This is a genomic window from Nocardiopsis mwathae (assembly GCF_014201195.1).
In the GTDB taxonomy this organism is placed as follows: Bacteria; Actinomycetota; Actinomycetes; order Streptosporangiales; family Streptosporangiaceae; genus Nocardiopsis_C; species Nocardiopsis_C mwathae.
The window spans coordinates 2,239,441-2,257,239 of record NZ_JACHDS010000001.1 but is presented as its reverse complement, the minus strand read 5'-3'; the positions used below and the strand labels follow the sequence as shown (position 1 = coordinate 2,257,239).

Sequence of the window (17,799 nt, the reverse complement as noted above, 5' to 3'; positions counted from 1 at the left end):
CATCGCTGGTCGTTCGCTATTCGCGGCCGGAGTGGCCGAGGTCGGCGACCGCCCCGGAGCCGGTGGGCGACACCGCGACGCTAACCCGCCGACACGCACCGCGGTACCCCCGGTGAGGACGCTGTCACCTTCGCGTTCCGGACACGCCGGGGGCCTGGCGCGGGAGTGGTCGCGGGTCGGGCAGGCTGGAAGCGTGAACGTACGGCAACCAGAGCCCGAACAGGGCAGCAGACCGGCGGCACGGCGCACCACCTCTCCGCCTCCGCCGGACGCCCCGCTGAGCGACGACGCCGTCGAAACCCGCGCGCTCAACGGAGCCCCTCCGCCGCGGCGCCACGCCCCGCGCCGTGCCCGCCCCACCGAGCGGCGCCTGCGCGACCTGGTCATCGCGGCGGTCGGCCTGGTCGCGGTGGCGCTCGTGCTGCTGGTCGTCGGCATCACCACCGACAACGGCGAGGTCACCGACCCCAGCGAGCTACGGGCCCTGCTGCCGCCCTGGCTGCTGGCCGTCACCGCCGGCGCCGCCAACCTCGTCGTCATCGTCCTGGCCGGGGTGACCTCCGTCGAGCGGATCCTGCACCAGGAGTACCGCCCTGTCATCCGCGGGCTGGCCGCCGCCACCCTCGGCTACGCGCTCACCGGCGCCGTCAACGCATCCATCCTGGCCATCTCGGGCCCCGGCGGACCGCCCGAGGCGCTGGCCTCCCCCGGCGCCTACAGCGCCTTCACCAACCCCCTGCACGCCTACCTCGCCGCCGCCATCGGCTACGTCGGCGCGCTGCCACTGGGCCACCTGCCGCGTATCCGCACCGCCATGTGGTCCGGGATCGCCGTCACCGGTGCCGCAGTCCTGCTCGCCGGGCTCAACACCTCACTGTCGCTGCTGCTCACCGCGCTGGTGGGCGCCACGAGCGCGGCGGCCGCCAGCTTCGCCCTCGGCCTCTCCCGACCCGCCCCGGCCACCGGGCGCCTCATCCGCGAACTGCGCCGCTTCGGCCACGACCCCCTCGGCCTGACCCCCGGCGGCACCGACGCCGAAGGCAACCAGCTCTTCGAAGTGGACACCGTCGACCGCCGCCTCGACGTCGTCCTCATGCGCGCCGACGACCTCGTCGGCTTCTGGCGGCATCTCTTCCGCATCGTCCTGCTCCGCGACCCGGCCGCCCCACCCGTCCTGCTGGGCCCGCGCCGCCGCGCCGAGCACACCGCCCTGATGAGCTTCGCCGCCAACTCCGCGGGCGCCGCCGCCCCCCGCGTCCTGGGCATCGGCGAACTGGGCGGCGGCACCCTGGCCCTGGTGCGCGAGCACGTGCGCACCAGCTCCCTCGATGACGCCGCCGCCGACGAGCTCACCGACGAGGTCCTCGACGACATCTGGAGCGAGCTGGACCTGCTGCACCGCCACCGCATCGTGCACGGCAACATCAACGGCGCCACCGTCGGCTGGCGGCTGGGCGGCCGCGTGGTCTTCACCGGCATGACCGGCGGCAGCCTGGGCGCGGTCGGACTCAAGGCCTCGCTGGACGTCGCCGCACTGCTGGCGGTGCTCGCGCTGCGCGTGGGGGAGCGGCGCGCCGTCGCGTCGGCCGTGCGGGTACTGGGCGTCGACCCGGTCGCCGCGGCCCTGCCGCTCCTCCAGCCGGCGGGGATGCCGCGGCTGCTGCGGCGCCGCCTGGCCGACCACGGCGACCTCCTGGGCCGCCTGCGCACCCAGATCACCGGCATCGCCCCGGAAGCCCCGGCCCGCCCCGCCCGCCTGGAGCGGATGCGGCCCCGCACCGTGGTCAGCGTGGTGGCGGCGACCATCGTCGGCATCGTGCTGGCCTACCAGCTCGCCGACGTCGACTTCTCCACCGTCCAGGGCGCCGACCTGCGCTGGGCGGCCGCGGCGTTCGCCGCATCGACGGTGTGCATGCTCGCCGCGGCCCTGGTGATCATGGCGTTCGTGCCGGTCCGGCTGCGCTTCTGGATGACGGTACTGGTCCAGTACGCCGGGGCTTTCATCCGCATCGCCGCCCCGGCCGGCCTGGGCACGCTGGCGCTCAACACGCGCTATGCCACCCAGTGGGGCGCGTCGGCCGGCCTGGCGATCTCCGGGATCGGCCTCTCCCAGGCCGTGGGTGTGGTGCTGCACGTGGCGATCCTGCTGGTCGCCGCCTACCTCACCGGCACCGGGCACGTAGCCGACTTCTCGCCGTCCTCCACCCTGATCGTCGTCACGGCCGGGCTGTCGGTCGTGGTCGCCGCCGTGCTGCTGGTACCCGCGCTGCGGCGGGCCGTGCACGACCGGATCCGCCCCTACTTCCGCGGTGTGCTCCCGCAGCTGCTGGACCTGCTGCAGAGCCCGCGGCGGATGGCCATGGGCATCGGCGGCACGCTCCTGCTGACGGCCGCCTACGTGCTGTGCCTGTACTTCTCGGTGACCGCGTTCGGCGGAACCGCGGACCTGGCCGCGGTGGCGGTGGTCTTCCTGGCGGGCAACGCCATCGGGTCGGCGGCGCCGACGCCGGGCGGACTGGGCGCGGTCGAGGCGGCGCTGCTGGGCGGGCTGACGGCGGTGGCCGGGGTTCCGGCCGCGATCGGCCTGCCTGCGGTCCTGCTGTTCCGGGCACTGACCTTCTGGCTCCCGGTGCTGCCGGGATGGGGTGCCTTCCACCTGCTGCAGCGGTGGAAGGCGATCTGAGCGAGCTGAGCGAGTCGAAGGAGTGGTCGCCGATGGGCGGGACCGTGGCGGCGGTGTGCCGCGGAGCGGAGCACACGTTCGGCCAGTCGGCGCGCGAGGTGATCCGGCTGCTGGCCGGGCTGGGAGTGGAGGGCGACGCGCACGCGGGGGAGCGGGTCCGGCACCGCTCCCGAGTGCGCCGGGACCCGGCCCGGCCCGACCTGCGCCAGGTCCACCTGATCCATGAGGAGCTCCACGCCGAGCTGCGCGGGCGCGGGTTCGACGTCGGGCCGGGCGAGCCGGGGGAGAACATCACGACGCGCGGTGGGTACCTGCCGGGGCCGTCGGCGGGGGCAGTGCTGCGGATCGGGCCGGAGGCGGTGGTCGAGGGGACGGGCCTGCGCAACCCCTGCCTACCGGATCGACGACTTCCAGAAGGGGGTGCCGGCCGCGGTTCTGGCCCGGGACGCCGAGGGGCGGTGGTCCGCGAAGCGGGGGTGGATGGGGGCCGTGCGCTCCGGAGGAGAGGTGCGGCCCGGCGACGGGATCTCGGTCGAGCCCCGAGCGGACCGCACCGCCCCCTGGAGGTGGTCTGAGAGGGGGGCCGCAGCCCCCGGCAGCGGCCCCCTGCTCAGTCCTCCAGGCGCAGCAGGCCCCGGCGGTAGGCGGGGACCAGGCGGTGGGGGACCAGTGCGGTGCGCCCGTTGACGGTGATGGGGACCAGGTCGGGTGTGGTCGCCTTCCAGGTCGACCGGCGCTTCCGGGTGTTGGATCGCGACATCTTGCGCTTGGGGACGGCCATGGGCTCCTGCTTTCCGCGGTGGTCGGTGTCGTGGCGGTTACTGCGACTGCTTCGGCTGCATCGACTGCTCCGACTACTTCGGCGGGGTGCCGTAGCGGCGCTGGAAGCGCTCGACGCGGCCGGCCGTGTCCACGACGTGGCTTCTGCCGGTGTAGAAGGGGTGGCTGGCGCTGGAGATCTCGACGTCGATGAGCGGATAGGTATTGCCGTCCTCCCACTCGATGGTCTTGCCGCTGGTGGCCGTCGAGCGCGTGAGGATGGCGAAGTCGGCCGTGCGGTCGCGGAAGACGACCGGGTGGTAGTCGGGGTGGATACCGGGCTTCATAGCGGGTGGCTCCTTGGGATGGTCGTCGGATGGGCGGAGGCGGCTCAGCGCTCCTCGCGGAAGTCGACGTGGCGCCGGACGATGGGGTCGTACTTGCGCAGCACCATCCGGTCGGGGGTGTTGCGGCGGTTCTTCCTGGTCACGTACGTGTAGCCGGTGCCTGCGGTGGAGCGCAGCTTGACGACGGGCCGCAGTTCGCTGCGTGCCATGGGGTGGTCACCTCCGGGGTCGCGTGCCGCGGCGGTCTCGTCCGCGGCGCCTCTGCCTGTAGAAGTAAACGATAACGGTTTTCATTCCCTGCTCGGGCCGCGCCCCCGCCGCGGGTTCCGGCCACTCCGCGCGGTGAGGGGCCGATGCCGGAATGTCATCTCGCGCGGCTAGCGTTGCCCTCGGCGCCCCCGGCGTGGCCGACGCGGCGCCGGCTCCTCGGCGGCGCCCCGCCGCCCCGGCGGATGGGATCATGGCGTGATGGACCGTGGGGAAGGGCGCATCGGGCGCGACCGGCTCGCAGAGGAGGCGTGGGAGGAACTGGCGCGTGCCCACGTGGCGCTCATGCGGCGCTTCCAGGAGGACTTCCGTGGCGCGGAGGTCTCCATGCGCGAGTACGACGTGCTCTTCACGCTGTCCCGCTGCGCGTCGGGCGGCACGCGGTTGCGCGACCTCGGCGAACACGTGCTGCTGACCCAGCCCAGCATCAGCCGCCTGGTGGAGCGCATGGAGGGTGGCGGGCTCGTCGAGCGCGCAGCCGACCCCGCGGACCGGCGCGGCACCGTGGTGCGCCTGACCGGCCGCGGGCGGGAGGTGCTGCGGCGCGTGGGCCGGGAGCACGCCGCCGCCATCGCGCGCTATGTCGGCGGCGCGCTCACCGCCGACGAGCTGCGTGCCCTGAAGGGCCTGTCCGGCAAGCTGCGCGCCGCGCAGGCGGAGCCGGACGCCTGAACCGCCGCCGCCACCGGCGTCTACGAAGCAACTACGAATCTACGTTGTAAAGGCGGAGATTTCGTCGTGCCACTCTGGTTGTGCACAACTCGATTGTGCTAACTTCGTCCTTGATCGAGGAGAGGAGGCGCACGGTATGACCCACGACGGCCCGCACAGCGACCCCTTGGCCCTGGACAACCAGCTCTGCTTCGCCGTCTACGCCGCCTCGCGCGCGCTGACCGGGCTCTACCGTGAACTCCTCGCGGACATGGACCTGACCTACCCGCAGTACCTGGTCATGCTGGTGCTGTGGGAGCGCGACACCGTCAGGGTGAAGGACCTGGGTGCGGCCCTGCGGCTGGACTCGGGCACCCTCTCGCCGCTGCTGCGCCGACTCCAGGCCCGCGGCCTGGTCCGGCGCGTCCGGGGTGCCGAGGACGAGCGCCTCGTCCACGTCAGCCTCACCGACGAGGGCGCTCGGCTGCGCGAGCGGGCCCGCGACGTCCCCGAGCGCGTCCTGTGCTCCACGGACATCCCTCAGGAGACCGCCGCGGAGCTGCGCACCCGGCTCGATCAGATCACCCGGTCGGTCGGCGCTGCCGCCGACGCGCTGCGCGCCGCCCGATGACCAGCCCACCAGCAAGGAGAACGCCGATGAACGTGCTCTACACCGCCGAGGCCACCGTCGAGGGCGAGGGCCGCAAGGGCAAGGGCTACACCGACGACGCCCGGCTCAGCGTCGAGCTGTCCGTGCCCAAGGGCCTGGGCGGCGACGACGGCCCGGGCACCAACCCCGAGCAGCTCTTCGCCGTCGGCTACGCCGCCTGCTTCCACGGCGCGCTGAAGAAGGTCGCCCGCGAGGCCGGAACCTCCGTCGACGGCTCCACCATCACCTCCGCCGTGTCCCTCGGCAGCGGCGACGACGGCTTCGGGCTGGCCGTGGCCCTCACCGTCACGATCCCGGGCCTGGCCCAGGCCGAGGTCCAGAAGCTGGTCGACGCCGCCCACCAGGTCTGCCCGTACTCCAAGGCGACCCGCGGCAACGTCGAGGTCACCCTCACCGCCGAGACCGCCTGACCCCCTCGCTCCCAGCCCTGGCTCCGGGCCGCCGCCGGGCGGCCCGGAGCCAGGGCTTTCCCGGACCGGCCGCGTCACGCAGGCGCTCATGCGCCTACCTCGCCACGACGAGCCGCCGGAAGGACAGATTCGACATTCCCGGACGATCCCCTGTTCTGCTGCGAACCGGTGGATGCCGTCCTTGCCGTATTCGGCATGCCATCATTCGAACACGAGTTCTCACTCGACCTCATCCGGCATGCCCCCGACCTCGCCGTGCGCCTGTACGAGCGCGTATCCGGCGCGGATGTTCCCGACTATGCCTGGGCGCGGTGCGAGTCGGGGGATGCCACCAAGAGCTCACCGCCCGAGCTGCGCGCCGACTCCGTGGTGCTGCTCGAATCCCCGCCCGCCGCAGGTGAGGAGAAGCCCGTCCGCGTGCAGGGGATCATCGTGGAGCCCCAGAACGGCTACGACAGACGCAAGCGCTTCAGTTGGCCGACCTACGTCGCGAACCTCCGGAGCCGGCTGGAGTGCCCGGTCGTCCTGATCGTCTTCACGCCGACCGACGCTCTGGCGAAGTGGTCCGCGCAACCGATCGACTGCGGCGGCGGGTACATGGTCCAGCGGCCTCTCGCCGTGAGCCTGGAGGCGCTACAGCCCGTGCGCGACCCCGAGAAAGCCACGGAGTGCCCAGAGCTCGCGGTCCTGGCCGCGGTCCTGCACGAAACCGAAGACAAGGAAGTCCTCGACGCGCTGATCCCCGCTCTCGCCGCCATCGATGAGAGCACGTCGACTCTGTATTCTGACTATGTGCTGCAGGCGCTGCCCACCGCAGCCCGGATGTACCTGGAGGACACCATGGCCACCGGCACCTACGAGTTCAAGACCGAGTTCATCGGGCGGCCCTACCGCCAGGGCAAAGCCGACGGCGAGGTCGAGGGCAAGGCAGGAGATGTCCTCATGATCCTTGAGACCCGCGGGCTGTCGGTGCCGGATGCCGTCCGTGAGCGGGTCACGTCGTGTGACGATGTGGAGCAGCTCAACACCCTGGTGCGTCGGGCCGTCACCGTCGACCGGGCCGAGGACCTGTTCGCCTCACCCTGGTCGGGCGCCAGCGCCTGAGCCGAACGATGCCCAAGCCGCTCCGGGTGCCGCCGTCGCGACGGCGGCACCCGGAGCGGCCGCGTTCGCAGGCGTCTGCGGGCTCTGGACCCCAAGGCATGGAAACGGTTATCTTTGTCCACCGTGTATCAGGCGACCGCGCCGACGAATCGGGGGAGACGAGCCACCATGACCGGAACCGACGTAGGGGCGCTGTTCGACGCCGGCGCCCGTGAATTCGACGCCTGGTCGGACCGGTTGTGGGACCGCATGGGAGCCCTCACCGTCGAGGCCGCCGACCCCCGCCCGGGCGAGCGTGTCCTCGACGCCTGCTGCGGCGCGGGCGCCTCGGCGTTGCCCGCCGCCCGCGCCGTGGCCCCCGCAGGCGCCGTCGACGCGGTCGACCTCTCCCAGGCCCTGCTCGACCAGGGGCGCCGCCGCGCCGCCGCCCACGGCGTCGACAACCTCACGTTCACCGCGGCCGACGTGTGCGCCTGGCCCCGTCCCGCCACCTACGACCTCGTCCAGGTCGTGCACGGGGTGGCGTTCTTCCCCGACATGGACGCCGGCACCTCGCACCTGGTCCGCGCGCTGCGCCCCGGCGGGCGCATGGTCGTGACCGTCTGGGCCGAGGGCGCCCTCGCCTCGCTGATGACCCTGCTGCGCCAGGCCGTGTCCGACGTGACCGGACGTACCGTCGCCCCGCCCGGGTTCCAGCAGGCCCGGGAACGTATCGCCGACGCCGACCGCACCGCGGCCTGGCTGCACCGGCTGGGCCTGCGCGGCGTCCGCACCCGCCGCCACGACCGGCACCTGCCCCTCGACCCCGCCACCGCCTGGGAGTTCGTCCTGGGCAACGCCGCGCGCAGCATGCTCGACGGCCTGCCCGGCCCCGCCCGCGACCGCGTCCGGGCGCGCCTGGCCGACCTGATGGAACGCGATGCCCTCACCCGGTTGGACGTGTCGATCCTCATCGCGGTCGGCCACCGACCCGCCTCCGGTCACTGACACCCCTGGGTATCCACGGTGCGGGGCCGGGGTCACAAGACCCCGGCCCCGCACCGGTCGCGCTGTGCGCCCGCGGCGCCGCGCTCAGGCCGCCGGCTCCAGGAGCAGCAGTTCGTCCACGATGTCCTGCAGGGTGACCAGGCCCAGCAGCAGGCCCTCGTCCTCCACCAGGGTCAGGTGGCTGCGGCTCTCCCGCATCAGGCTCAGCGCCGCGTAGATGGGGGTGGACGCCGCCAGTGTGGGCACCGGCCGCATCAGGTCGGCGGCCGTGGTGCTCGGCGGGCTGGTCAGAGCGTCGCGTACGTGCAGCACCCCCTGGGGCCGCCCGCCCTCCAGGACGACCAGCCGCAGGTGGCCGGACTCCCGGGAAACGCGCTTGACCTCCTCCAGGGACGCGCCCGGGGCGACCCCCGCCAGCTCCTCACGGGGGGTGATGATCTCCCGCAGCGGACGGGAGTTGACCTCCAGCGCGGTGGCGAGCTGGTCGCGGCGCTCGGCGTCCAGCGCACCGGCCTTGGCCGAGTGGTCCACCAGCTCCCGAAGGTCGTCGGGGTTGCGCCCGGCGGCGACCTCGTCCACGGCGCTCACCCCGATCCGGCGCAGGCACCAGTTGGCCATGCCGTTGAGCAGGACCAGGACCGGCCGGGTGAGGCGCATGAAGATCCGCATGGGGATCGCCAGCAGGATCGCCGACCGCTCGGGGTGCGAGATGGCCCAGGACTTCGGCGCCATCTCGCCCACGACCAGGTGCAGGAACGTCACCACGACCAGCGACAGGGTGAACGCCACCGCCGTGGAGACGGCGTCGGGCAGCCAGCCGCGGAACAGCGGGTCCAGCAGGTGGTGTACGGCCGGTTTGGTGATGGCGCCCAGCGCCAGCGTGCACAGCGTGATGCCCAGCTGCGCACCGGCCAGCAGCATCGACAGGTCGCGGGCGCTGCGCAGCGCCGCACGGGCCGACACGCTGGTCTCGGCCGCCTCCTCCAGCCGATACCGGCGCGCGGCCACCAGCGCGAACTCGACGGCGACGAAGAACGCGCTCAGCGCCACGATGCCCGCGGAGATGACCAGGGCGAGCAACGGGTTCATGTCGCTCATGCGGACACCTCCCGGATGCCGGTCCGGTCGCGCTCCCCGTCGGGCAGCGCCGGCTCCTCACGCAGTTCGAGGCGGACCGTCGCCGGAACGTGCCGATCGACGGCGCGCACGGTCAACCGCATGGAGCGCGCCGGCTCGCCGTCCTGGGCGCCGGGGTGGCGGGGGAGAGCCACCTCCATGCTGTCCCCGGGTTCGGGCAGACGGCGCAGCTCGCTGATGATGAGCCCGCCGATGGTCTCGTAGTCGCCGTGCGGCAGGTCGTGGCCGAGCAGCCGTTCGACCTCGTCGACGTGGACCGCGCCGGGCAGCACCCAGCTGCCGTCCTCGCCGGCCCGGGCCTCTCCGGCCTCCTCGGGGTCGTGCTCGTCGGCGATCTCGCCGACGAGCTCCTCGGCGATGTCCTCGGTGGTCAGCACCCCGGCCAGCCCCCCGTACTCGTCGACGACGCAGGCGAACTCGTCACCGGCCTCGCGCAGCCGGTCCAGTGCGCCGGGCAGCGGCAGGGACGCGGGGACCAGGACGGCCGGCCGCGACACCGTGGCGACGCGCACCCCCTCCAGGTCGCGGTCGCCCAGGGCCAGGACGTCGCGCAGGCAGATCACGCCGATCACGTCGTCGACACCCTCGCCCAGGACGGGGAAGCGGGAGTGGCCCAGCGCCATGAGCTCCACGACCCGGCTGACCGGTTCGCCCGCCTCGACGGTGGTGACCTGCGGGCGGGGGATCATGGCGTGGCCCGCGGTGCGGTCGTGGAAGTCCAGGGTGCGGTCCAGCAGGGTGGACAGCTCGGCGGGCAGATCCCCGCTGACCCGGGACTCCTTGACGATGCGCTCCAGGTCGCGGGGGGTGGCCGCGTGCTGGACGTCCTCGACGGGATCGATGCGCGCCGCCCGCAGCAGCAGGATCGCGGCCTGGTCGAACAGCCGGATGATCCACCCGAACAGCCGCAGGTAGATGCCGGTCGACAGGGCGAGCCGGCGGGCGACGGCTTCGGGCCGGGCGATGGCGAGGTTCTTGGGGAACAGCTCGCCGAACACCATCTGCACCAGGGTGGAGAACAGCAGAGCCAGCAGGACGCCGACGGCGATGCCGATACCGGGGGGAACGCCCACCCCACCGAGCAGCCGGCCGATGCCGCTACCGATGAGGGGTTCGGCGACATAGCCGACGAGCAGCCCGGTGACGGTGATGCCGAGCTGGGCCCCGGAGAGCATGAAGGAGGTGCGGTTGGTGATCGCCAGCGCGCGCTGGGCGCCGGTGTCACCCTGGGCGGCCCGCGCTTTCAGCCGAGAGCGGTCCACCGCCATGAAGCCGAATTCCTGGGCGACGAAGTAGCCCGTCGCCGCGGTGATCACGAGGATCACCAGTGCTCCGAGAAGAATGCCGAGGACGACGCTCATTTCGCGCGCACCGCCTCGGAGCGATCAATTCCAGTGCGCACGCCGCCTGGTGAGGGCGGGTCGTCGGGGTCGGGGGCGCAGCGTCCTCGCGGGACGCTGCCGGTACTTCGGGACGGGTCCACTGTTCCTCTCTCTTTTCGCGTATACCGAGGATACGAGCTGGAAGCCGGAGATATTCCCGCGCGCTCCCGGACGGGGCGGGTCGGGTGGAGCGGGTCCTACCCGATCACGGTCCGATTCACCCGCCCTGAGCTGTGATCCTCGCGGCTCCGGCATCGCCGCCCCGGTCTCGGGACGGTCGCACGGCGGTCAGCCGAGGTCGGGCGTGTCGCCGGCCGGGGCCCGGCGCCATTCGCGGCCGCGGGTCTCGGCGATGGCCACCGCGGTGGCCACGGCCACGTTGAGCGAGCCGACACGGCCGACCTGCGGGATGTAGGCCAGCGCGTCGGCGCCGTTGAGCAGGGCGGGGGAGCAACCGTGGTCCTCGGCGCCGACGGCCAGGCAGATGTCGCCCTCCAGGGGGGCGTCGTGGAGGGGGGCGGCGTCGGTGGCCAGTTCGACGGCCACCACGCGGTAGCCGTCGTCATGGGCGGCCTTGATGGCGTCGGCGGTGGTGCGGACGCGCTGCAGCCGCAGTTTCTGGTCGGTGCCCAGCGCGGTCTTGCCGACCTGGGGGTGGGCGGGGTCGATGGTGTTGCCGGTGAGCCAGAGGGTCTCGACACCGAAGGTGGCGCTGGTGCGCAGGATGGATCCCAGGTTGAACGGCTGGGTGACGGATTCGACGATGAGGGCGATGCGGCCCTCGGTGCGCCTGCGCCAGTGGCGGTTGAGCCGTTTGACGTCGGTCGGGCGCAGCTGCGTGCTCACCTGGGGTCTGTTCCTTGTGGTCGAGAGGCGGGGAGGTCGGGGACCAGGATACCGGCGTGCGGGGGCCGGCGGCACTGGTGCGGCGGGCGGGGCCGCGGCGGGGTCAGGGGCGCCGGACGCGCAGGATGCGGAACCCGGCGCGGGAGGCGGCGCGCTCGGCGGGGTGGCCCTCCTCCTGCAGCCACCGCTGCAGGGAGTCGGCGCCGAGGTTCTTCTGCACCACGAGGTGGGCGGTGCCGCCGGGGGCCAGGCGGCCCAGCCAGGTGCGCAGCAGCGCGTGCAGGGCGGGCTTGCCGATGCGGATGGGGGGGTTGGACCAGATGGCGTCGAACGGTCCGGCCAGGGCGCGCTCGGCCGGGGTGCCGGCTGTGCCGGCGTCGCCGCCGGCGGGGGTGCCCTCTGCATCGACGAGGTGGAACTCGACGTTGGCCAGGTGGTTCCTGCGGGCGTTGTGGCGGGCCAGGTCCACGGCGCGGCGGTTGACGTCCACGCCGACCACCCGGGCCCCGGGGGCGCGGGCCGCCATCGCGAGTGCGATCGGCCCGTACCCGCAGCCCACGTCCAGCAGGCGGCCCTCGGGGGGCGGGGCCGGCACACTCTCCAGCAGGACGCGGGTCCCCAGGTCGACCCTGTCGGGGGAGAACATCCCGCGGTCGGTGTCGAGCCGCAGGTGGAGGTCGGCCAGGACGAGGTCGACGGTCGCGGGCCGGTGGGCCGCTCCGGGGTCGGGGTCGAAGTAGTGCTGCGCCACGCGCCGACGCTACCAGGGGCGACGCCCTGCTCGGGCCCTTCCGGAGGTGCGCGGGGGCGGGGTACCCCGCCCCGGCGCGACCGACCGGCCGGTCGGTATCGTGTGGGCAGCTCCGTGCCCACCCACGACGCACACTCGCGACGACCACGACACGAAAGGACCACCCACATGGGACGCTTCGACGGGAAGGTCGCCGTCATCACCGGCGCGAGCCGGGGCATCGGACGCGCCGCCGCCCGGCGCATCGTCGAGGAGGGCGGCCGCGTCGTCATCACCGCGCGCAAACCCGACCCGCTGGCCGAGGCCGCCGCCGCACTCGGCGGCCCCGACACCGCCCTGGGCATCGCCGGCAAGGCCCACGACGACGCGCACCGCGCCGAGGTCATCGCCCGCACGCTGGAGGCCTTCGGCCGCATCGACGTCCTGGTCAACAACACCGGCATCAACCCCGTCCTCGACGCCGTCGTCAACGTCGAGCCCTCCGCCATGGCCAAGATCTACGAGGTCAACGTCATCGCCGCGGCCCGCTGGGTGGCCGCCGCCCACCAGGCCTGGATGAAGGACCACGGCGGCGCCGTCGTCAACGTCGCCTCCATCGCCGGCCAGCACCCCGCCCCCGGTCTCGGCGTGTACGGCACCAGCAAGGCCGCGCTGATCAACCTCACCCAGCAGCTCGCCTTCGAGCTCGCGCCCGCCGTGCGCGTCAACGCCGTCGCACCGGCCGTGGTCAAGACGGACTTCGCCGGCGCCCTGGTCGGCGAGGACGAGGCCGCCCTCGCCGCGACCTACCCGCTGGGCCGCCTGGGTGTCCCGGGCGACGTGGCCGCCGCCATCGCCTTCCTCGGCTCCGCCGATGCCGCGTGGATCACCGGCCAGACCCTCACCCTGGACGGTGGCCGCACCTTGTCGGCCGGGGTCGGCTAGCCACCCCCGAACCCGCCTGCGCCGCCGCGCCCAGCACCTTCCGACGTGCGCATATGTGTCCTTCGACCATTGCCAACGCCGGGTGGCCAACGAAGAATGGGGGTAACGGAGGGATCCTGGAGGCGCGATGAGAGCACGCATCGGAGACCGCCTGGTGGTCGAGAGCGAGCGCCACGACATGCACCGTCGCACCGGAGTGGTGACCGAGGTCCGAGGTGACAACGGCGCACCGCCCTACCAGGTCCGCTGGTTGGACGAGGACAAGGACCACGAGGTTCTCGTCTACCCAGGCCCGGACGCCCATATCGAGGAAGGCCCGGTCGGAGGAGACACAGGCCGATCCGGGACGTGAGAGGTGGAGGTGGGCTGGATGCACACCATGAAGCGGGTGAGCGTGGACATCCTGATCAACGAAGAGTCCGAGGGCGACACCGCCCGTACGTGGGCCGAGGCCTGCCTGGACTCCGAGGACGGGTCGAGTCTGCGCGGTCACGGCATGGCGCGTAAGCACCCAGCGGACGAAGACGTGCCCGAGATCGGCGACGAGCTCGCGATCTCCCGGGCGCTTGCCGACCTCGCCCGGCAGGTGCGCCAGGTGGCGGCTGAGGACATCCAGGAGCACACCGGGACCCCATGGCGACCGTGACCCATGGCCCCGGACCCATGATCCGATCCCGGGGCCAGACCACCGCGGTGCCCGGTCGGAGAGTCCCGACCGGGCACCGCCACGTCGGATAGCCGCCCGCGGATGCGGGCGTCGGCCCGGCGCCCCCATGGTCGGCCCCCGGCGGTGCCGCGAAAAACCTCCCATTCCTGGTCGAACAGTGCCCCACCACCCGGTGTAGCCAGAACCACACCCCGCGGCCCAACGCCCGATCCCCCTGCTGCTGGGAGGATCGCCGCCCCGTGCTCCCCGGCCACCACCGGCCAATTGACTTCGGCGTGATCATGCCACGGCAGACTCGGCCACTATGACCACCTCATCTGGTTCGCAGGCGAGCCCGGCCCGGGTCCTGGGCACCGCAGACGCCGTGGCGATCGGCGCCGGAGCCATGATCGGCGCGGGCGTCTTCGCCGTGTTCGCGCCCGCGGCCGCCCAAGCCGGAGCCTGGCTGCCCCTGGCGCTGCTCGTCGCGGGGGTGGTGGCCTACTGCAACGCCACCTCCTCGGCCCGCCTGGCGGCCGTGCACCCCGAGTCCGGCGGCACCTACGTCTACGGGCGCGAACGCCTCGGCGAGCTGTGGGGTCACCTGGCCGGATGGGCGTTCGTCGTCGGCAAGACCGCCTCGTGCGCGGCGATGGCCCTCACGTTCGCCGCCTACGCGCTGCCCGGTGCCGAGCGCCCCTTGGCCGTGGCCGCCGTCGTCGCCCTGACCGCGCTGAACTATCGGGGCGTGCGCAAGTCGGCCGTGCTGACCCGGGTCCTGCTGGCGGCCGTGCTGGCCGTCCTGGCCGCGGTGGTCGTGGCCGTCGCGGGCAGCGGCCGCGCCGACCCGGCCGAACTGTCCCTGGCCGGGGACTGGCCCGGGTTCTTCGGGCTGTTCGGCGCCGCCGGGATGCTGTTCTTCGCCTTCGCGGGGTACGCCCGCATCGCCACCATGGGTGGCGAGGTCCGGGACCCCGCCACCACCATCCCGCGCGCCATCGCCATCGCCCTGGGCGGGGTCCTGGTGCTCTACCTGGCCGTGGGTGCCGCCGTGCTGGCGGTGCTGGGCCCGGACGCCCTTGCCGCCAGTTCCGCGCCGCTGGCCGACGCCGTGACCGCCGCCGGGTGGCCGTCCCTGGTGCCCGTGGTCGCGGCCGGCGCCGCCCTGGCCAGCCTCGGCGCGCTGCTGTCCCTGGTGCTGGGGGTGTCGCGGACCACCCAGGCGATGGCCGCCGACCGGCACCTGCCCCGCTATCTGGCCGGGATCCACCCGCGCTTCGGGGTGCCGCACCGCGCCGAGGTCGCGGTCGGCGCGGTCGTCGTCCTGCTGGTGGCCACGGTGGACCTGCGCGACGCGATCGGGTTCTCGGCCTTCGGCGTGCTGGTGTACTACATGATCGCCAACGCCTCGGCGCTGCGCCTGGGGCCCGAGGAGAACCGGCCGCCGCTGCTGGTCCCGGTCCTGGGCCTGGCCGGGTGCGTGGTGCTCGCGTTCAGCCTGCCGCTGCCCTCGGTGGTGGCCGGGGTGGCGGTGCTGGCGGCCGGCGCCGGGCTGTGGCTGCTCAGGGCGCGATGGGGGCGGCCAGGGCGGTGAGGCCGCGCCGCGCGGTCGCCGACAGCCGCAGGTGCGGCAGGTCGTCGGGGGTGAACCAGGCGCAGTCGGCGGTGGACCCGGCGGCCTCGGTCACCCGCAGCGGCACCGGGTCGGCCACGTGCACGTGGAGGAAGACCCACACCGCATAGATCTCGGTGTCGGTGCTGTGCGGCCCCGTCTGGCCGCCGCGGTGGTGGTGGGAGATGGTGACCAGCTCGCCGGTGCCGCCCCGCTGCCCGGTCTCCTCGAACAGCTCCCGCACCAGTGCGGCCCGGACGTCCTCGCCGTCGTCGACCCCGCCGCCGGGCAGGTGCCAGGTGCCCTCCCCGGGGAAACCGGGGGCGATCTTGGACAGCAGGATCCGGCCAGCGGCGTCGGTGACGATCCCGTAGCCGGCGAACCGCCGCAGGCTGGACGCCGGCCGCTGGGGCTCCTCCTCCAGCAGTGCTCCGGCCGCCGGGAGGGCGGGCAGGGCGGTGGCGCGCTCCAGCGGCAGGGTGGGGCGCCCCTCGGACGCCTGCGCGTCCACCGCGGCGGTGTAGTACAGCCGGTCGACGTGCACGCGCACGTCCCTGCCCGCCGTATCCCGCACCGTCGCGATCTCGCTGCGGACATCGTGCGCGGACAGCGGGGTGCCGGGCGGCACCCCGCCCGCCCGCCGCGCGACGTCGGCCGGGTCCTGCCCGAAGAGCACCCGCGCTCCGGGCAGGGCCCACCCGCCCGAGGGCCCCACGACCCCGACGGCCTGCCCCCGCGGCGTCACTCCGATGAACTGGGCGCACACCCTCCGGGCCGTGCGCGGCGCCGCGCCGTTCACGGCCCCTCCACGGCGGGGACGCCGATGGCGGAGGGTCCGGGGACTCCGGCGAGCCGGAGCAGGTCGGTCAGGCCGCGGATCGTGGTCACCCCGGTCTCCTCCTGCCCGCCGGAGCGGTCGTGGCGGTCGAGCAGGATCGCGCGCAGCCCGGCCGCACCCGACCCCAGGGCGTCGGATCTCACCTGGTCGCCGACGTGCCAGCTCTGGTGGGGGGCGACGCCCATCCGGTGGCAGGCGGTGTGGAAGATCCGCGGGTCGGGTTTGGCGGCACCGGCGGCATCGGCGCACACGATGGTCCGGAAGTACCGGGTGATGCCCAGGGTGGCGAGTTTCTCGCGCTGCATCGCCTCCGCGCCGTTGGTGATCACCCCCAGGCCCACCCGGGCGGCGGACAGGGCGTCCAGGACGGGGGCGACGTCGGAGAACGGGCGCCAGGCCGTCCTGTGCGCGGCGAGGTACAGCTGGTAGAGCTCGTCGCAGTGCTCGTCGGCGATGCGGGAGTGCCCGGCCTGCACGGCCAGCGCCCGCACGCGTTCGCGGCGCTGTCCCTGCAGGCTGAGCCGCCCCTGGAGGTAGGCGCCGAAGGAGATGTCGGTCTGGACGTCCCACAGCCGCCGCGCGGCCTGGAAGTCGGGGTGGCCGAGCCGCTCCATGAGGGCGCGCAGCCCCGCCGAGCTGGCCGCGTGGTCGTCCAGCAGCGTGTCGTCGAGATCGAAGAAGATCACCGCGGGGGTGGGGGTGGGTTCCGGCATCGTCCCTTGCTTTTCCGTCGCATGCTGCATCGGCAGAAACATGCCAACGGTACCGTTCGGGGTCGGGCGCCGCGCGGGCGGGCGCGGTCGCCGCGAGTGGTCAGGGAAGACGCTGGAACCACAGGAGGGACGCGAGTGCGGTGGCGAAGGCGAGCAGCAGCGCGGCGAGCACGAACCAGGTGACGACCTCCTGGTGCACGGTCTCCGACCCCAGCGAGGAGCCGATGTCCTCATAGACCCCGGTGAGCTCGTCCCCGGACTCCGCCTCGTAGAAGTGACCGTCGGTGGCCTGGGCGAGCCGCTCCAGGGCGCCCTTGTCGATGTTGGCCTCGACCGGCTGGCCGTTGATCTCGATGATGGAGGCGCCGGTGCCGAAGGCGATGGTGGACACGGGCACCTCGGCCTCGGCGGCGGCGCGGGCCGCGGTGGCGATGGGCCGCCCGCTGGTGTTCTCACCGTCGGAGAGCAGCACGATGGCGGCCGGCGGCGGGTCCTGCCCGGCGTCCTCGTCGAAGGAGCCGATGGCCTGCAGCGAGGTGAACACGCCCTCGCCGATGGCGGTCCCCGGCGCCATCTGGAGGTGCTCGATGGAGTCGGCGATGGCCTGGTGGTCCTGGGTGGGGGAAGAGACGACCCCGGCGGTCGCGGAGAACGCGACCAGTCCGACGTTGAACCGGTCGGGCAGAGCGCCCACGAACCCGCGGGCGGCCTCTTTGGCGGCGGTGATGCGGTCGGGTTCGATGTCGGCGGCGGCCATGGAGGGGGAGACGTCGATGGCGACGATGATGGTGGCGCGCTCGCGGGGAACCTCCACCGGCATGGCCGGGCGCGCCATCGCGAGGATGAGGGTGGCCACGGTGAGGCAGAACAGGACCGCGCTGACGTGGCGCCGCCACCCGGGGCGGGCCGGGGCCACCCGGTCCAGCAGGGCCAGGTTGGTGAACCGCACGGCATACTCGCGGCGCTGGTACTGCACCGCCACGTAAACGCCGATCAGCACGGCCAGAGCCGACAGCAGCCACAGCCACCCGGCGGAAAGGAAGGTCACCCGGGCGTCCTTTCCGCGGCGTGC

The 17,799-nt window shown here is 73.5% G+C and carries 21 protein-coding genes; 11 read left to right on the top strand and 10 right to left on the bottom strand.

Annotated features, from left to right (window positions below; genetic code table 11):
* The first annotated feature begins 193 nt into the window (after positions 1-193).
* Together HNR23_RS09530 and HNR23_RS09525 are read left to right on the top strand one after the other, a co-directional pair.
* A complete protein-coding gene (locus HNR23_RS09530; RefSeq protein WP_184075101.1) occupies positions 194-2,683 on the top strand; it encodes a lysylphosphatidylglycerol synthase domain-containing protein in 2,490 nt (829 codons plus the stop codon).
* On the top strand, positions 2,668-3,258 hold the full coding sequence (locus HNR23_RS09525) for an MOSC domain-containing protein (RefSeq protein WP_343070498.1): 591 nt from the start codon (positions 2,668-2,670) through the stop codon (positions 3,256-3,258). The genes HNR23_RS09530 and HNR23_RS09525 overlap by 16 nt, the downstream gene beginning before the upstream one ends.
* Positions 3,259-3,293: 35 nt before the next feature.
* Here HNR23_RS09525 and rpmF read toward each other — a convergent pair whose 3' ends face one another.
* The 3 genes from rpmF to rpmG form a co-directional block, all read right to left on the bottom strand.
* Entirely contained in the window at positions 3,294-3,464 is a 171-nt protein-coding gene (rpmF, locus tag HNR23_RS09520) for a 50S ribosomal protein L32 (RefSeq protein ID WP_184075099.1), read from the bottom strand.
* Positions 3,465-3,537: 73 nt separating this feature from the next.
* On the bottom strand, positions 3,538-3,789 hold the full coding sequence (locus HNR23_RS09515; RefSeq protein WP_184075097.1) for a type B 50S ribosomal protein L31: 252 nt from the start codon (positions 3,787-3,789) through the stop codon (positions 3,538-3,540).
* Positions 3,790-3,833: 44 nt separating this feature from the next.
* Entirely contained in the window at positions 3,834-3,998 is a 165-nt protein-coding gene (gene rpmG / locus HNR23_RS09510; RefSeq protein WP_184075095.1) for a 50S ribosomal protein L33, read from the bottom strand.
* Between the two features lie 259 nt (positions 3,999-4,257).
* Between rpmG and HNR23_RS09505 the strand changes: the two genes are divergently transcribed.
* From HNR23_RS09505 to HNR23_RS09485, 5 genes are all read left to right on the top strand, one after another.
* On the top strand, positions 4,258-4,728 hold the full coding sequence (locus HNR23_RS09505) for a MarR family winged helix-turn-helix transcriptional regulator (RefSeq protein ID WP_184075093.1): 471 nt from the start codon (positions 4,258-4,260) through the stop codon (positions 4,726-4,728).
* A gap of 136 nt (positions 4,729-4,864) precedes the next feature.
* Entirely contained in the window at positions 4,865-5,338 is a 474-nt protein-coding gene (locus HNR23_RS09500; protein WP_184075091.1) for a MarR family winged helix-turn-helix transcriptional regulator, read from the top strand.
* Between the two features lie 26 nt (positions 5,339-5,364).
* Positions 5,365-5,787, top strand: a complete 423-nt coding sequence (locus HNR23_RS09495) for an organic hydroperoxide resistance protein (protein WP_184075089.1) — start codon at positions 5,365-5,367, stop codon at positions 5,785-5,787.
* Positions 5,788-5,982: 195 nt separating this feature from the next.
* The gene (locus tag HNR23_RS09490) at positions 5,983-6,891 is read left to right on the top strand and encodes a hypothetical protein (RefSeq protein ID WP_221308074.1); all 909 of its coding nucleotides are present in this window, start codon (positions 5,983-5,985) and stop codon (positions 6,889-6,891) included.
* 168 nt (positions 6,892-7,059) lie between these two features.
* Positions 7,060-7,878 (top strand): class I SAM-dependent methyltransferase, encoded by an 819-nt coding sequence (locus HNR23_RS09485; RefSeq protein WP_184075085.1) that lies wholly within the window; start codon positions 7,060-7,062, stop codon positions 7,876-7,878.
* Between the two features lie 84 nt (positions 7,879-7,962).
* Here HNR23_RS09485 and HNR23_RS09480 read toward each other — a convergent pair whose 3' ends face one another.
* The 4 genes from HNR23_RS09480 to HNR23_RS09465 form a co-directional block, all read right to left on the bottom strand.
* Entirely contained in the window at positions 7,963-8,976 is a 1,014-nt protein-coding gene (locus HNR23_RS09480; RefSeq protein WP_184075083.1) for a hemolysin family protein, read from the bottom strand.
* A complete protein-coding gene (locus HNR23_RS09475; protein WP_184075081.1) occupies positions 8,973-10,376 on the bottom strand; it encodes a hemolysin family protein in 1,404 nt (467 codons plus the stop codon). Before HNR23_RS09475 ends, HNR23_RS09480 begins: the two co-directional genes overlap by 4 nt.
* Positions 10,377-10,685: 309 nt before the next feature.
* Positions 10,686-11,243: a TrmH family RNA methyltransferase gene (locus HNR23_RS09470; protein WP_184075079.1), complete on the bottom strand. Its 558-nt coding sequence runs from the start codon at positions 11,241-11,243 to the stop codon at positions 10,686-10,688.
* 103 nt (positions 11,244-11,346) lie between these two features.
* The gene (locus HNR23_RS09465; RefSeq protein WP_184075077.1) at positions 11,347-11,994 is read right to left on the bottom strand and encodes a methyltransferase; all 648 of its coding nucleotides are present in this window, start codon (positions 11,992-11,994) and stop codon (positions 11,347-11,349) included.
* 168 nt (positions 11,995-12,162) lie between these two features.
* Here HNR23_RS09465 and HNR23_RS09460 point away from each other — a divergent pair, with 168 nt between their 5' ends.
* From HNR23_RS09460 to HNR23_RS09450, 4 genes are all read left to right on the top strand, one after another.
* Positions 12,163-12,918, top strand: coding sequence for an SDR family oxidoreductase (locus HNR23_RS09460; RefSeq protein WP_184075075.1), 756 nt, complete (start codon positions 12,163-12,165; stop codon positions 12,916-12,918).
* 127 nt (positions 12,919-13,045) lie between these two features.
* Complete coding sequence (locus HNR23_RS27450) at positions 13,046-13,270, top strand: DUF1918 domain-containing protein (protein WP_343070497.1); 225 nt, start codon at positions 13,046-13,048, stop codon at positions 13,268-13,270.
* Between the two features lie 18 nt (positions 13,271-13,288).
* On the top strand, positions 13,289-13,564 hold the full coding sequence (locus HNR23_RS27445; RefSeq protein ID WP_343070496.1) for a DUF1876 domain-containing protein: 276 nt from the start codon (positions 13,289-13,291) through the stop codon (positions 13,562-13,564).
* Between the two features lie 325 nt (positions 13,565-13,889).
* A complete protein-coding gene (locus tag HNR23_RS09450) occupies positions 13,890-15,158 on the top strand; it encodes an APC family permease (protein WP_184075073.1) in 1,269 nt (422 codons plus the stop codon).
* On the opposite strand, the gene HNR23_RS09445 is transcribed toward HNR23_RS09450, so the two are convergent.
* From HNR23_RS09445 to HNR23_RS09435, 3 genes are all read right to left on the bottom strand, one after another.
* The gene (locus HNR23_RS09445) at positions 15,127-15,921 is read right to left on the bottom strand and encodes an NUDIX hydrolase (protein ID WP_184080119.1); all 795 of its coding nucleotides are present in this window, start codon (positions 15,919-15,921) and stop codon (positions 15,127-15,129) included. The two genes, HNR23_RS09450 and HNR23_RS09445, sit on opposite strands and share 32 nt — an antisense overlap.
* Before the next feature lie 50 nt (positions 15,922-15,971).
* Complete coding sequence (locus HNR23_RS09440) at positions 15,972-16,727, bottom strand: HAD family hydrolase (RefSeq protein WP_184075071.1); 756 nt, start codon at positions 16,725-16,727, stop codon at positions 15,972-15,974.
* A 100-nt stretch (positions 16,728-16,827) separates the two neighbouring features.
* On the bottom strand, positions 16,828-17,775 hold the full coding sequence (locus HNR23_RS09435; RefSeq protein WP_184075069.1) for a VWA domain-containing protein: 948 nt from the start codon (positions 17,773-17,775) through the stop codon (positions 16,828-16,830).
* Positions 17,776-17,799 lie beyond the last annotated feature (24 nt).

Bases quoted from the DNA above. Each gene is read 5' to 3' on its own strand.
- rpmF (WP_184075099.1), bottom strand. From the start codon at position 3,464: ATGGCCGTCCCCAAGCGCAAGATGTCGCGATCCAACACCCGGAAGCGC.
- HNR23_RS09515 (WP_184075097.1), bottom strand. From the start codon at position 3,789: ATGAAGCCCGGTATCCACCCCGACTACCACCCGGTCGTCTTCCGCGAC.
- rpmG (WP_184075095.1), bottom strand. From the start codon at position 3,998: ATGGCACGCAGCGAACTGCGGCCCGTCGTCAAGCTGCGCTCCACCGCA.
- HNR23_RS09505 (WP_184075093.1), top strand. From the start codon at position 4,258: ATGGACCGTGGGGAAGGGCGCATCGGGCGCGACCGGCTCGCAGAGGAG.
- HNR23_RS09500 (WP_184075091.1), top strand. From the start codon at position 4,865: ATGACCCACGACGGCCCGCACAGCGACCCCTTGGCCCTGGACAACCAG.
- HNR23_RS09495 (WP_184075089.1), top strand. From the start codon at position 5,365: ATGAACGTGCTCTACACCGCCGAGGCCACCGTCGAGGGCGAGGGCCGC.
- HNR23_RS09490 (WP_221308074.1), top strand. From the start codon at position 5,983: ATGCCATCATTCGAACACGAGTTCTCACTCGACCTCATCCGGCATGCC.
- HNR23_RS09485 (WP_184075085.1), top strand. From the start codon at position 7,060: ATGACCGGAACCGACGTAGGGGCGCTGTTCGACGCCGGCGCCCGTGAA.
- HNR23_RS09480 (WP_184075083.1), bottom strand. From the start codon at position 8,976: ATGAGCGACATGAACCCGTTGCTCGCCCTGGTCATCTCCGCGGGCATC.
- HNR23_RS09475 (WP_184075081.1), bottom strand. From the start codon at position 10,376: ATGAGCGTCGTCCTCGGCATTCTTCTCGGAGCACTGGTGATCCTCGTG.
- HNR23_RS09460 (WP_184075075.1), top strand. From the start codon at position 12,163: ATGGGACGCTTCGACGGGAAGGTCGCCGTCATCACCGGCGCGAGCCGG.
- HNR23_RS27450 (WP_343070497.1), top strand. From the start codon at position 13,046: ATGAGAGCACGCATCGGAGACCGCCTGGTGGTCGAGAGCGAGCGCCAC.
- HNR23_RS27445 (WP_343070496.1), top strand. From the start codon at position 13,289: ATGCACACCATGAAGCGGGTGAGCGTGGACATCCTGATCAACGAAGAG.
- HNR23_RS09450 (WP_184075073.1), top strand. From the start codon at position 13,890: ATGACCACCTCATCTGGTTCGCAGGCGAGCCCGGCCCGGGTCCTGGGC.
- HNR23_RS09440 (WP_184075071.1), bottom strand. From the start codon at position 16,727: ATGCCGGAACCCACCCCCACCCCCGCGGTGATCTTCTTCGATCTCGAC.